The sequence below is a fragment of the Bifidobacteriaceae bacterium genome, assembly GCA_031281585.1.
In the GTDB taxonomy this organism is placed as follows: Bacteria; Actinomycetota; Actinomycetes; order Actinomycetales; family WQXJ01; genus JAIRTF01.
This window is the reverse complement of the sequence record JAITFE010000086.1, coordinates 1-12,890: the sequence shown is the minus strand read 5'-3', so window position 1 is coordinate 12,890 and position 12,890 is coordinate 1. Positions and strand designations below refer to the sequence as shown.

At 66.1% G+C, this 12,890-nt stretch carries 11 protein-coding genes; all 11 read left to right on the top strand.

All coding sequences use genetic code 11. The annotated features are described in order from the left end of the window. Positions 1-151: 151 nt before the first annotated feature. The 11 genes from LBC97_09900 to LBC97_09850 all read left to right on the top strand — a co-directional run bounded on the left by LBC97_09900 (position 152) and on the right by LBC97_09850 (position 12,766). Positions 152-1,492: an extracellular solute-binding protein gene (locus LBC97_09900; GenBank protein MDR2566344.1), complete on the top strand. Its 1,341-nt coding sequence runs from the start codon at positions 152-154 to the stop codon at positions 1,490-1,492. Continuing rightward, entirely contained in the window at positions 1,489-2,427 is a 939-nt protein-coding gene (locus tag LBC97_09895; protein MDR2566343.1) for a sugar ABC transporter permease, read from the top strand. The genes LBC97_09900 and LBC97_09895 overlap by 4 nt, the downstream gene beginning before the upstream one ends. Further along, positions 2,427-3,251 carry a carbohydrate ABC transporter permease gene (locus tag LBC97_09890; GenBank protein ID MDR2566342.1) on the top strand — a complete coding sequence of 275 codons (825 nt, stop codon included), beginning with the start codon at positions 2,427-2,429 and terminating at the stop codon, positions 3,249-3,251. Before LBC97_09895 ends, LBC97_09890 begins: the two co-directional genes overlap by 1 nt. A 9-nt stretch (positions 3,252-3,260) precedes the next feature. Continuing rightward, entirely contained in the window at positions 3,261-4,868 is a 1,608-nt protein-coding gene (locus LBC97_09885; GenBank protein MDR2566341.1) for a glycoside hydrolase family 43 protein, read from the top strand. A gap of 155 nt (positions 4,869-5,023) precedes the next feature. Then, a complete protein-coding gene (locus tag LBC97_09880; GenBank protein ID MDR2566340.1) occupies positions 5,024-5,284 on the top strand; it encodes a hypothetical protein in 261 nt (86 codons plus the stop codon). Between the two features lie 47 nt (positions 5,285-5,331). After that, entirely contained in the window at positions 5,332-5,877 is a 546-nt protein-coding gene (locus LBC97_09875; GenBank protein MDR2566339.1) for an MFS transporter, read from the top strand. A 218-nt stretch (positions 5,878-6,095) separates the two neighbouring features. Further along, positions 6,096-8,285 (top strand): glycoside hydrolase family 3 C-terminal domain-containing protein, encoded by a 2,190-nt coding sequence (locus tag LBC97_09870; GenBank protein ID MDR2566338.1) that lies wholly within the window; start codon positions 6,096-6,098, stop codon positions 8,283-8,285. 11 nt (positions 8,286-8,296) lie between these two features. Continuing rightward, positions 8,297-8,899, top strand: coding sequence for a TetR/AcrR family transcriptional regulator (locus tag LBC97_09865; GenBank protein MDR2566337.1), 603 nt, complete (start codon positions 8,297-8,299; stop codon positions 8,897-8,899). After that, positions 8,821-10,101, top strand: coding sequence for a beta-lactamase family protein (locus LBC97_09860; GenBank protein ID MDR2566336.1), 1,281 nt, complete (start codon positions 8,821-8,823; stop codon positions 10,099-10,101). Before LBC97_09865 ends, LBC97_09860 begins: the two co-directional genes overlap by 79 nt. A 67-nt stretch (positions 10,102-10,168) precedes the next feature. Continuing rightward, positions 10,169-11,440: an MFS transporter gene (locus tag LBC97_09855; GenBank protein ID MDR2566335.1), complete on the top strand. Its 1,272-nt coding sequence runs from the start codon at positions 10,169-10,171 to the stop codon at positions 11,438-11,440. A 6-nt stretch (positions 11,441-11,446) separates the two neighbouring features. Then, on the top strand, positions 11,447-12,766 hold the full coding sequence (locus tag LBC97_09850; GenBank protein ID MDR2566334.1) for a hypothetical protein: 1,320 nt from the start codon (positions 11,447-11,449) through the stop codon (positions 12,764-12,766). The last annotated feature ends 124 nt before the right edge of the window (positions 12,767-12,890 follow it).

The following is a 12,890-nucleotide window of genomic DNA, read 5'->3' as shown; positions in this document are numbered from 1 at the left end:
GCCATCGCAACGCTACTACGCGCTTCGGCGCCGCAAAGCGCGGCGTGCGAAAACGAGTTGACATTCACACCGCTTGGTGTAGCGTTTCTAACCACATACGAGCGCAAAGATTTCGCAATGTTGCGTTCCCATCAGATTGGAGATGATGAGCATGTCCTTCCGACACCGGCGTCCGAGAGTCGGCGCCGCGATCCTGGCAGCCGCAGCACTGGCGCTCGCTGGCTGCGGCGACAACACCGATTCGTCCGGAAGCGGCGGAGGCAAGACCCCCGCTGACGGCGACGCTGCCGCGATGGAGACCGCCACCGTCTGGGCTCTCAACGGAGGCGACCAGACGGCCTTCGAGGCGTCGTTCGAGCGGTGGAACGCCGCTCACCCCGACGCGCAGATCAAGCCCGAGATCTTCGCGAACGAGGCGTACAAGGAGAAAATCCGCACCGCCGTCGGCGCCGGCCAGGCGCCCACCCTGATCTGGAATTGGAGCGGCGGCACCCTCAACAGCTACGTGGCCAACAACGAAGTGGTCGAGATCGGCGCGCAAACCGCCGCGCTGCGCGGCAAGCTGATCCCGTCGGTGGTGGCGAACGGGGAAGTCAACAGCGGCGTCTACGCTGTCCCGATGTCCTCGATGCAGCCCGTCATCCTCTACTACAATAAGGCGTTGTTCGAGAAGGTCGGCGCGCAGCCGCCCGCCACCTGGGACGAGCTCCTGACCGTAGTCGGACAGTTCGTGGACGCCGGCATCACGCCGTTCGCACTCGGCGGCCAGTCAAAGTGGCCCGAACTGATGTGGATCGCCTATCTGACCGACCGGATCGGCGGCCCCGAGGCGTTCGACAAGGTGGTCGCGGGCGAGGCCGACGCATGGTCGGACCCCGCTTTCAAAGAGGCCCTCACGCTGATCCGGCAACTGATCGACGCGGGCGGCTTCGGCAAGAGCTTCAGCTCCGTCTCCACCGACGCCAACGCCGACATCGCCCTGGTGCATACCGACAAAGCGGCGATGATCCTGCAAGGCAGCTGGTGCGCGCAGAACTTCAAGACCGACAACCCGGAATGGGTCGCTGCAGGCAACCTCGGCTTCCTGGGGTTCCCAGAGGTCACGGGAGGCAAGGGCGACCCGGCCAACATCACGGGCAATCCGGCGAACTACTGGTCGGTCGCCGCTTCCGCGACCGCCGGGGCGCAGGCGACGGCCACCGCGTACCTGGCAGAGACCCTGTTCGACGACGCCTACATCGCCGATGTGATAGCGGGAGGCGGCATCCCGCCAGTCACCGGTTTGGAAAGCCAATTAGCCGCCCAAGAGGACGCCGAGTACCTGACCTTCGCGTACTCGATGGCGGTGAACGCGCCCCACTTCCAACTGTCGTGGGATCAAGCGCTCCCAGCCGACCAGGCGCAGGAACTGCTCACCAACCTCGACCTGGTCTTCCTGGGCCAATCGACCCCGGACGACTTCGTCGCGGCCATGAACGCCACACTGAAATGAAGCTCAAGGCCCCGGCCCGGAAGCCAGACATCCGGGCCGGGGCCCGCCGGCCGGGCCAGCGCAATGCGATCCCAGGCCCGTCGGTCTGGCTGGCCGCTCCGGCGTTGGCCGTCTTCGGAGCCTTCGCCGTGCTTCCCCTGATCGGGGTGGTGGCCCTCAGCTTCACCACTTGGGACGGACTCGGCTCGCCGACGTGGACCGGCCCGTCCAACTGGACGCGCATGCTGTCCGACGACCGCGTCCTGAACAGCCTGTGGCTGACCCTCAGGTTCGTGGTCGTGACCTGGCTGGTCCAAACGCCGGTCAGCCTTCTGCTCGGAGTGTTCATGGCCGGTCGCCAACGCTACCGGGCCATCTACTCGGTGGCCTTCTTCGTCCCGATCCTGCTGTCGTCAGCGGCTATCGCCATCGCCTTCAAAGCGTTTTTCGACCCGAACTTCGGGCTCGGCCACGCCCTCGACATCGCCGCCCTCAACCAGGACTGGCTCGGCAGCCCGAACCTGGCGCTGGGCGTGGTCGTTTTCGTGATCGCGTGGCAGTTCGTGCCGTTCCACTCGCTGCTCTATCAGGGAGGCGCGCGGCAAATCCCGGCATCTCTCTACGAGGCCGCGATGCTGGACGGCGCCGGGCGGATCCGCCAGTTCTTCTCGATAACCCTGCCGCAACTGAGGTACACAATCATCACCTCGTCCACCCTGATCGTGGTCGGCACGCTGACATACTTCGACCTGATCTTCGTCCTGACCGGAGGCGGCCCCGGCTACGCCACCCGAATCCTGCCCCTGGACATGTACCTGACGGGCTTCAAAGGCTGGGACATGGGAGGCGCCAGCGTGATAGGAGTAATCCTCGTGTCCCTCGGGTTGGCGGTGTCACTGCTGCTCAACAAAGCCTCCGGCGCGACCAGAATGGAAAGCCAAATGGAGGGCGTGTGATGAGCCGGCGAACCACCCCCAATGTGATCGGCGGCCTGGCCAGCACGATCTGGCTGGCCATCGTGGTTCTACCCGTCTACTACGTCCTCATCACGTCACTACGCCGGCAATCCGCCTTCTACACGGAGAACCCGCTCTCGTTCCCGTCCCACGCGACCTTCGACAACTACCGCCTGGTGTGGGAATCCGGGTTCCTGCGCTACCTGGCCAACTCCGCCATCGTCACGTTGGCGAGCGTGGCCGCCGTCTTGGCGCTCGCCGTGACCGCCGCGTATGTGGTGGTCCGGAGCCGCTCGGCCGCCGCGGGCAGGATCTTCTCGGTCTTTCTCCTGGGGATCGCCATACCCATCCAGGCGACGATAATCCCGGTCTACTACATGGTCATGAGGCTGCGCCTCTACGACACGCTGGCCGCTCTGATCCTGCCGTCGGTCGCGTTCGCCATTCCGTTGACGGTGCTGATCCTGGTCAATTTCATGCGCGACATTCCGGGGGAACTGTTCGAGTCGATGTGGCTCGACGGCGCCGGCGACCGGCGCCTCCTGTTCAATCTGGTGCTGCCGCTGACCCGGCCCGCTCTGGTGACCGTCGCCGTGTACGACGCGCTTACCGTGTGGAACGGGTTCCTGTTCCCGCTGATCCTGACCCAGAGCGCCGACAAGCGCACCTTGCCTCTGTCGCTGTGGACATTCCAGGGCCAGTTCATGATCAACATCCCGGCGGTCCTGGCAGCGGTCGTGCTCTCTGCGATTCCGCTGCTGGCGGCCTACGCCGTGGGCCGGCGCCAATTGGTGCAAGGCATCACGGCGGGATTCGGGAAGTGAGGCACGCCAATGGCCGCTAAACCTCCCGACGGCGTCGAGTTGCAGAGGGGCACGGATGCCGCTGGCGGGCGGGGGCCGACCCATCAGCGGCTCTTCGCCAACCCGGTGATTCCCGGCTTCCATCCGGACCCCAGCGTGTGCCGCGTCGGGGACACGTTTTACCTCGTCACCAGTTCATTCGAGTACTACCCCGGCATCCCCATCTTCGCCAGCACCGACTTGGTCAACTGGAGGCAGATCGGCCACTGCTTGAACCGTCCCAGCCAACTCGACCTGAGCGCGGCCGGGCCGTCTGGCGGACTGTTCGCCCCCACCATCCGCTGGCACGACGGAATCTTCTTCATGACCGTGACCAACGTTTCCGGAGGCGGCCACCTCATTGTCCACGCGGTCGACCCCGCCGGCCCGTGGAGCGACCCAGTGTGGGTAGACCAAAACGGAATCGACCCATCCCTGTTCTTCGAGGACGGCAAGGCGTACTTCACCTCCACCATCGAGCCCAATCTGGATGAGGTGGAGGAGGCTTCCCCGGGATTCCAGCGCGGCTTGCAGCAGTGTCTGGTCGACCCTTTCACTGGCGATCGCTTGAGCGAGTCCCGCTTCTTGTGGGCCGGCAGCGGCGGCCGGTTCCCCGAAGCCCCCCATCTGTTCCGGCGCGGAGACTTCTACTACCTCCTCGCGGCGGAGGGCGGCACAGACCACGGACACATGGTCACCGTCGCGCGTTCCTCCGAGCCATGGGGCCCCTTCGAGCCGTCCCCGCGCAATCCGGTGTTGTCGCACCGCTCGCGCGCCAGCGCCATCCAGTCCACCGGCCACGGCGACTTGGTGGAACTGCCGGATGGATCTTGGTGGATGCTGTGCCTCGGCGTTCGGCCCCACGGCAATCCCCCGGTCCACGTCCTCGGGCGCGAGACCTTTCTCGCCCAAGTGGTCTGGGCGGCCGACGGTTGGCCCCAGGTCGCCGGGTCGGGCATGATCGAACTCGAGGCACCCGCGCCTGACCTTCCCCTCAGCCGACCGGCAGTCCGCTGGGGGCGCGACGACTTCGACAGCCGGATTCTGGGTCTCCAATGGAACCATCTCCGCAACCCCGACCCTGCCAGCTGGTCACTCGATTGGCGCCCCGGCTGGCTTGGACTGAAGCCGGGCCGCGACAGCACCGACGAGCCGCACCTGGTGTTCGTCGGCCGCCGCCAAGAAGACCATGAGTTCACAATTGCCTCCCGGCTCGACTTTGCTCCCACGGCTGCCGACGAAGCGGGACTGACCGTTCGGATGAACGAGACGCACCACTACGACATCGGGCTTCGCCTGCTCGACGGCGCTCGCCAGCTGGTTCTGAGGCGCCGCATCGGGGACCTGGTGTCAGAAGTGGCGACGTCCGCATTTCCTCCGGGGCCAATTGACCTCGTGGTCGGTGCGGATGCCGATCATTACCGCTTCGGCTTCGTGGATGTCAGCGGAATGACTCGCGAGATCGGGCGCGGCGAGACCCGATACTTGTCGACCGAGGTGGCGGGCGGGTTCACCGGGGTCTACATAGGGATGTACGCAACCGGCCTGGCGACATCGGCACCTGCTTTCTGGGACTGGTACGACTACCGGCCATGCTGACCATATGGACTCCGCGAATCCAGAGCTGGCTCTCACCGTAGGACGTGCAGGGAGTGGCGGTGCCGGCTTGCTCAAACCCGAGTGCAGTCGCGACAAAGAGGTGCCCATCTGCACCCGCCAGTGGGAGAAGCGCGGAGGGTGGGCGGGCCAGGCACGTGGCGCCAGCGGTCATCTCGACCAACCTGTCCTACGCGGCGGCCCAAGCCGTTGGGACTGTGGGTCTGGTCGCGTCGCTCGCGTTCCTCGGTATAGGCGTGGCCGAACCGACCCCGGAGCTGGGCCAGATGATGCAAGGAGGGATCGCCCTTCTGCCCGTGGCTTGGTGGGTCGCGATCATGCCCGGCTTGGCGGTTCTGATTATCGGCGCCGCGTTCGGTTTGATCGCCGATTCTCTGGCGGAAGAGGCCAACCAATGACCACCTCTTTGACGCAAGTCAAGAACGTCCGCGTCTAGAACATGGGAATGCCAGACGCCGGGCGACAGGCCGCTCTGACCACTGGCTTGCTCGCTGGCTGCATGGCCGCGGGCGGCCTGGACGCTATGGTGGCGGCGGTGGCGGTCCGGGCGATCAGTGAGGGCCTGCACGCGCTAACGCAAGTCGCTTGGCTGTGGGTGGCAATGCTCGGGACGCCCATATTCGGCCGGATTGGCGATCTGCTGGGACGAAAGCACCTCTTGGTGCTGGGGATCGGCCTGGTGGCCCTGGGCAAAGTGGTAGCCGGACTGGCGCCGTCAATGGCCGTGCTGGCCGTGGGCCGCGGCGTGGACGGCACAGGGTGGGGCCTTGTCTGGCCCACCATCTACGCTCTGCTTCAGCAGTCTGTCCCGCCTTCCCGCAGGGGCCGCTACATCGTGTTCCCGAGCGCCGCCGGCTTCTTGGGCAGCCTCCTGGCACCTGCCCTGGGCGGAATGCTTACCGGGGCCACATCGATCCTTGGCTTGCCGGGCGGGCGCTGGACATTTCTCTCGCAAGTGCCGCCTTACATCAATACCGTTGGGTTAGCGTGAGCGCAGTCTGACGGTCTTGTCCGGTGGCGTGGGCGGCGCGGCGGCTGCCCGTTTGACGGGGAACTTCTCGTACTTGCGCTTCACGGCTCTGGGGTTGGACCGCAGTTTGCGTTTCGGCGCCCACGAGGAACGGTATCCGGAACGGCACTTGCCTCTTGGGAGAGTGTGCTATCGTCGTGCTATCTACCGACTGGTCGATAAGTTCCAGAGGAGCCTCGATGCCTTCAACAACCGTCTCGCCTTTCCAGGTCGCCGTCGCGGCGGTACGCGCCGGAGGGGCCGCAGACTCCGCCGCCGAGGAACTGCTGACACTCCTCACTCCCGAGGAGAGGCTGAGTCTCCTGGACGGGGACGCGCCGTTCTGGGGCGCCATGGCCGACATGTTGGGGAACGGTTATAACCGGGCGCCCATCGTCATGGGCGCGGTCGAGCGTCTCGGCATCCCGGGGTTGCGCTTCTCCGACGGTCCGCGCGGCGTGACGCTGGGCGAATCGACCGCTTTCCCCGTCTCGATGGCCCGTGGCGCGACCTGGGATGTGGCACTCGAAGAGCAAATCGGCCTCGCAATTGGCCGCGAACTGCGGGCTCAGGGCGGCAACTTCTACGGCGGGGTGTGCGTCAACCTGCCGCGACACCCGGCCTGGGGGCGAGTTCAGGAGACGTATGGCGAGGATCCGGTCCTGCTGGGCGAGTTCGGGGCTGCGCTCACCCGTGGCGCGCAGCGGAATGCCATGGCGGTGGTCAAGCACTTCGCTCTCAATTCGATGGAGAACGCGCGATTCGCGGTGGACGTGACGGTAGACGACCGGGCGCTGCACGAGGTGTATCTCCCGCACTTCCGGCGCGTCATCGAGGAGGGCGTCGCCGGCGTGATGAGCTCCTACAACTCAGTCAACGGCGAGTGGGCTGGTCAGAATGCGGGGTTGCTGACCGACGTGCTCCGCGGCATGTGGGGCTTTGAGGGCGTGACAGTCAGCGACTTCATCTGGGGCATTCGAGACGCGGCTTTATCGCTGCGGGCCGGCCTCGACGTCGAGGAGCCGTTCGCCCAGCTCCGCGCGACGCGCTTGCCCGCGGACCTCGACGCCGGCCGAGCGTCTTGGGCGGACGTGGACCGCGCGGGCCGCCGGATACTGCGGACGCAAATCCTGTCTTACGCAACCCGCGACAAGGAAGAACCGAGTCGTGGTGTCGTGTTCTCCGACGAGCACCGGGCGTTGGCCCGCTTGGCCGCGCAACGGAGCATCGTCTTGCTCAAGAACGACCAGGTAGGCGGCGCCCCCGTTCTTCCTTTGGACCGGGCGGCTCTCCGCAAGGTGGCGCTGATTGGCCGGCTCGCCGATCTACCAAACACCGGCGACCACGGATCATCCGACGTGCATGCCCCATCGGTGGTCACAGTGCGAGAGGGGTTGGTGGCCGCGCTGCCGGACACTGAATTCGTCTTCGTCTTAGATGACGACCCGCAAGCTGCAGCCGCAGCCTCCGCCGCAGCGGACGTGGCCATCGTCATCGCCGGATACACCTCGGAAGACGAAGGGGAGTACGTGGACGCCAGCGCCTTCACGGACCCCGCCCTGCTGGCAATCCTGCCATCTGTCGGCGACGACCCGGCCGGCCAGGCGGTCATCGCGGGCATGAGCAATCCGGAGAGCCCCGGGAGCATCAACATCCTCGGGGGCAGCGGGATCGGCGGCGACCGCGCGAGTCTCAGGCTGCGTCCCATCGACGCCGAGATCATCCGCGCCGTGGGGTCGGCGAACCCGCGAACGGTCGTGTCGATCGTCACTGGCGGAGCCGTCATCATCGAAGAGTGGCGCGAAAGCGTCCCGGCCGTGGTGATCGGCTGGTACTCAGGGGCGGAGGGTGGCAGTGCTCTCGCCAAAGTGCTCTTGGGCGAGGAGGACGCTTCTGGGCGCCTCCCGTTCTCGATTCCGACGTCCGAGGCGCATCTTCCGTTCTTTGACCGCGACGCGACCAGCGTCACCTACGACATTTGGTTCGGTCAACGGCTGCTGGATCGCAAGGGGCACGCAGCCGCATTCCCGTTGGGATGGGGCCTGTCATACACCCGCTTCAAGCTTTCGGATGTTGTGATCGTCGGCCGCGACAAGGACGGGTTCGATGTCCGCGTGCGGGTGGCCAACACCGGCGAGCGGGCCGGACGCCATGTCGTGCAGGTGTACGGCGTTCCAGAGGGCGCCGGCGACGACTTCCCGACGCGGGTTCTGCTCGGATTCGCCCCGGTGCGCCTTGACGCGGGCGAATCGGAAGAGGTCGCCGTGCGGGCGACAACACGGCCCCTCCAGCGGTGGACAGCGGCCGGATTCCGCCCCGCGTCCGAGCGGACGCGCCTTGAGATCGGGGCGTTCTCCGGCGACCCTAACGCGCTTTCGGTCAGAATCTGAGGGAGGGAGACATGACCAAATCGCAAACTGCCGTTGAGAAAGGCCGGAAGCGGGTGCGCTTCAGCGGCCCCGAGCGCCGAGCCATGATTCTGGAAGCGGCGACCGCGCTCATCTCCGCTCGCGGCTACAACGCCCTGACGCTGGCGCGACTCGCCGAAGAATGCGAGATGACCAACGCGGGTATGCTGCATTACTTCGCCTCGAAGCAGGATCTCCTTGTCGCGGTCCTCGACCACCAGGATGAGTCGAACGAGCGCTTCCTGGCCGAGATTGGCGTGGACGGGTCCACCCGCGAGGGCGCGCGGGCCTTCATGGACCGTCTCATCGACCGCGATGCGGGATGTCCTGAGATCGTCCGCCTGTACACCATCCTCGGGGCGGAATCCCTGGACCCCTCTCACCCCGCGCATCAGCACCTAGTCGACCGCGCGCGGCGCATCCGGGAGCGGGCTGTCGCCATGACCGCCAATTGGCATCCCGATCCCGAGAGATTCGTCACAATGGTCGACAGTTTTCATGAGGGCATCCAACTCGCATGGCTGCGCGACCCCTCGATCGATCTGCGCGCGGCCTGGCGCGACTTCGCGGACCTCGTGTTCGGCGCCCGGCCGTGACCGCTGCAACCCGCGGCGATGTCGCCCCCGGCTTCGAAAGCGTCCGTCAGGCGTTCGCTCAAGCGCAGGCCAAAGACGCCGGCGGAGCGCAGTTGGCCGTCTACCAGCACGGCGTAAAGGTGGTCGACATCTGGGCCGGCCGGGACTTGGCCCGCGATCTGCCGTACCCCGGAGATGGCATCCAGGTGCTCACGTCGGCGACAAAAGGCATTGCCAGCATCCTGGTGCACCGGCTGGCGCAGCAGGGAAGACTCGACGTCGACGCCCCCATCGGCAGCTACTGGCCGGAATTCGCGCAGAACGGCAAAGCCGAGATCACCTTGCGCGATGTCCTCTCGCACCGAGCCGGCCTCGCTCAGTTCCCGGCCGCCGACGGGCTGCGACCGCACGACTATCTGGACTGGGGTCGCACCATCGCGTCGCTCGAGCGCATGGCGCCATTTTGGCGACCTCGCACAGCATTCATGTACCACACCTTCACATTCGGGCAGCTTGTCGGCGAGGCCATCCGACGGGTAACAGGCGACACCATCGGCACTGTGTTTCGACGCGAGATCGCCGAACCCTTGGCCCTCGACTTGTGGATCGGCCTTCCTCAAGAGTTGGAGCCCCGTGTTGTGCCGCAACTCGTCGTCCACCAGCGAGTGAAGGTCGGCATCGCCCTGCGCGCCTGGCTTGCCCTCGACCGGAAGGACCCTTTGGTCCAGGCGGTCTTGGCGGTCGCGCCCCATGGCGACGGTGCTATGCGCCTACTGAACACGAGGAAAGCCCACGCGGCCGAGTTTCCCTCGGGCAACGGGATCGGCGACGCCCGCTCGTTGGCGAAGCTGTACGCGGCGACCATCGGCGATGTTGAAGGGACGCCGCGCCTCCTTTCGGCCGCGACAATCAGGCGGGCCGCGGCGCCCCAGACCGACGGTTTGCGTTCACCAGGCAGTTTCGCGAGACTGCCGGACAAGCACCCCTTGCGGTTCTCGTCGGGATTCGAGATCTATCGCACCGGCAACCCAATGCTCGGACCGCATTCGTTTGGGCACACCGGGGCGGGCGGGCGCCTCGCATTCGCAGACCCCGCGACAGGTGTCGCCGTGGGGTACGTCTGCAACAACATGCTCTGGGACTACTCCGCGGGGCCAGACAACCGGTGGCCCGGTTGGCTTCACGCAGTGGGCCGCGCCGTCAGCGCCGGGCGCGCGGCATGACCGCCGAAAAGTCACGCTCGCACGCCCCCGATCTAGGCCAAACCATCTGAACGCAGAACGGACAACGATGTCGAACGCCACACCTCCAGCCCATCCGGCCGCCGCGGCCGGGCCGCCAATTGAAGAGGCGCCCCACCGCCGTCTGCTGCTCTCCCTCCCCGTCGTGTGGATCGCGCTGCTAGCCAACTACCAGGGGCTCCAGCAGGTCCTTCTGCCAAACCAAGTGAGAGACCTCGACCCCGAAAACAAGATCACCAACCTCGCCTTGGTCACCACCATCGGAGTCATGTTTACTTTCGTGGTCCAGCCGATCATCGGAGCGTTCAGCGACCGCACCCGGTCGCGGCTGGGACGGCGCACGCCATGGATGCTGGCGGGATCTATGATCGCCGCCGTCTTCCTCTTGGGCATGGGCCACTTGCGGTCCCTGTTCTGGGTCGCCGCGTTCTGGGTGGTGATCCAACTCGCGCTGAACGTGCTTCAGGGCCCATTGTCCGCGATTGTGGCGGACCGTTTTCCCCGCAGCAAGCGCGGAACCGCCTCCGCCGCGGTGGGCATCGGAACCATCATCGGCACAACCGCGGGGGTCGTGGGCGCCGGGGCCCTTGCCGAGCGGTTGGGGCCCGGCTACACCGTCTTTGGCGTGGCCATCCTCGCCGTGACTGGGGCGTTCATCGCGTTCAACCGGGACAGCTCCAGCCTCGCCCTTGAGCGCGAGCCGTTCAACTGGCGTGGATTCGTCCGGGGCTTTTGGGTCAGTCCCCGCAGGTACCCCGACTTTCACCTAGCGTTCTTCGGACGTCTGCTTTTCCTCTTCGGCTACACCATCGTGTCCGTCTACCAGCTCTACACGCTGACCGATTACATTGGACTAACCGAAGCGGAGGCGAACCAGAAAATCGGCCTCCTCAGCGTAGCTCTGCTCGGCGGCGTCCTGGCGACGGTGCTGCTCGGCGGATGGCTGAGCGACCGGCTACGCCGAAGGAAGGTCTTCCTCTACATCGCGTCCGTCCTCATGGGCGCCGGACTGGTTGTCCCCCTGTTCTCGCCCACGCTCGCGGGAATGTGCGTCCTCGGGATCCTCGTCGGGATGGGCTTCGGCCTCTACCTCTCCGCCGACCAGGCCCTGATGACGGAAGTTCTCCCAAAGGCCGGAGCTTCTGCGGCGAAAGACCTCGGCATCCTGAACATCGCCAACAACATCCCCGGCGCCGCTTCTCCCGGACTGGCCGCCTTCCTCATCAACGCATTCGGGGGATATCCAGCGCTGTTCGTCTTCGGTTTGGTCTGCGTGGTGGCGGCGGCGGCCGTCATCGTCCCGATCAAGTCGGTTCGCTGAACGCCCATGAAACGCGAGCCTTTCGCCGACGACTGGTACGTCCAGACCGCCACGCCCGACAGGCCCGATGCCGCGCGGGGGCCTCTGATCCTTCCCGACGACGCGATGTTCCACGAGGGGCGGGACCCGGAAACCCGCAACGGCCCGCGAACCGGCTATTTCCCCGGCGGGAAGTACCGCTACCGCAAGACTTTCCTCGCCCCGGAGGGGTGGCGGGGCGGGGCGGTGTTTCTCGAGTTCGAGGGCGTCTACCAGCGCTCACAAGTGCTCGTCAACGGGCACTTGGCTGGAGGCCGCGCGTCGGGGTACGCGCTGTTCACTGTGGACATCGGCGGCCTGCTTGACTTCGGCTGCCCCAACACGGTCGAAGTGATCGCCGACAACAGCGGCGAGCCCAACAGCCGCTGGTACACCGGCAGCGGCATCTACCGCCCGGTCCACTTGCTGACCGGACCGGCCGTCTTCGTCGCCCCCGAGGGTCCGCGAGCAGTCACGACGCGCATCTGCGGGACCTGTGCGGAAGTGGCCGTGACCATACCCTTGCGCAACGTCTCGCCGGGCACGCGGGCGGCTGTGGTCGAGGCGGAGTTGGTCAGCCCGGCGGGCGAACGGTTCAAATCGGCCGCTCACTCAGCGGTGATCAAGTCAGACGGGGTTGCCGAGGTCCACGCCGTTATCGAGATCCGCGCTGTCCAACCGTGGTCTCCCGCCAACCCCGACATGTACCGGCTTCGGGCAAGTGTCCGGGCGGAGGGCGGCGAGATGGATGAGGCGGAAGACGAGATCGGAATCCGGATGATCTCGGTCAACGCCCGCGACGGGCTGCGGATCAACGGCGGCGCCGTGAAGCTGAGGGGAGCCTGCGTCCATCACGACAGCGGCGTCATCGGCGCTCACACCCTCGACGCCGCAGAAGACCGCCGCATCAGGATACTGAAGGAAAGCGGCTACAACGCGATCCGCAGCGCCCACAACCCGCTTTCTCGCGCCGCTTTGCGGGCGTGCGACCGCCGCGGCGTCCTCGTGGTGGACGAGTTGACCGACGTCTGGTGGCGCAGCAAGTCGAAGCACGACTACTCCGCGGACTTCGAGTCCGAATGGGAAAGGGACCTCGCCTCGATGATCGCCAAGGACTTCAACCATCCCTCGGTCATCATGTACTCGATCGGGAACGAGGTGGCGGAGACCGCGACGCCACGCGGAATCGCCCTCAACCGACGGATAGCCCGGCGGGCGCGCGAACTGGATCCCAGCCGGCCCGTGACCAACGCAATCAACGGGTTCATGAACATGGTCGCATCGCTAAGTGGCTGTTTGGGAACTTGACGGGGTGCGGCGTGTTGGGGCTGTGACGTGGGGGAACTCCTGGTAGCAAGGGAGCGTCAAAACCACCTCCCACCAGGAGTTCCGGTGCTAGTCTGCCTCACTTCCCCAGGCGGCGGCGAATCGG

Excerpts from the sequence above, each read along its gene's own strand:
- LBC97_09900 (MDR2566344.1), top strand. The coding sequence starts at position 152 with ATGTCCTTCCGACACCGGCGTCCGAGAGTCGGCGCCGCGATCCTGGCA.
- LBC97_09895 (MDR2566343.1), top strand. The coding sequence starts at position 1,489 with ATGAAGCTCAAGGCCCCGGCCCGGAAGCCAGACATCCGGGCCGGGGCC.
- LBC97_09890 (MDR2566342.1), top strand. The coding sequence starts at position 2,427 with ATGAGCCGGCGAACCACCCCCAATGTGATCGGCGGCCTGGCCAGCACG.
- LBC97_09885 (MDR2566341.1), top strand. The coding sequence starts at position 3,261 with ATGGCCGCTAAACCTCCCGACGGCGTCGAGTTGCAGAGGGGCACGGAT.
- LBC97_09875 (MDR2566339.1), top strand. The coding sequence starts at position 5,332 with ATGCCAGACGCCGGGCGACAGGCCGCTCTGACCACTGGCTTGCTCGCT.
- LBC97_09870 (MDR2566338.1), top strand. The coding sequence starts at position 6,096 with ATGCCTTCAACAACCGTCTCGCCTTTCCAGGTCGCCGTCGCGGCGGTA.
- LBC97_09865 (MDR2566337.1), top strand. The coding sequence starts at position 8,297 with ATGACCAAATCGCAAACTGCCGTTGAGAAAGGCCGGAAGCGGGTGCGC.
- LBC97_09860 (MDR2566336.1), top strand. The coding sequence starts at position 8,821 with ATGGCTGCGCGACCCCTCGATCGATCTGCGCGCGGCCTGGCGCGACTT.
- LBC97_09855 (MDR2566335.1), top strand. The coding sequence starts at position 10,169 with ATGTCGAACGCCACACCTCCAGCCCATCCGGCCGCCGCGGCCGGGCCG.
- LBC97_09850 (MDR2566334.1), top strand. The coding sequence starts at position 11,447 with ATGAAACGCGAGCCTTTCGCCGACGACTGGTACGTCCAGACCGCCACG.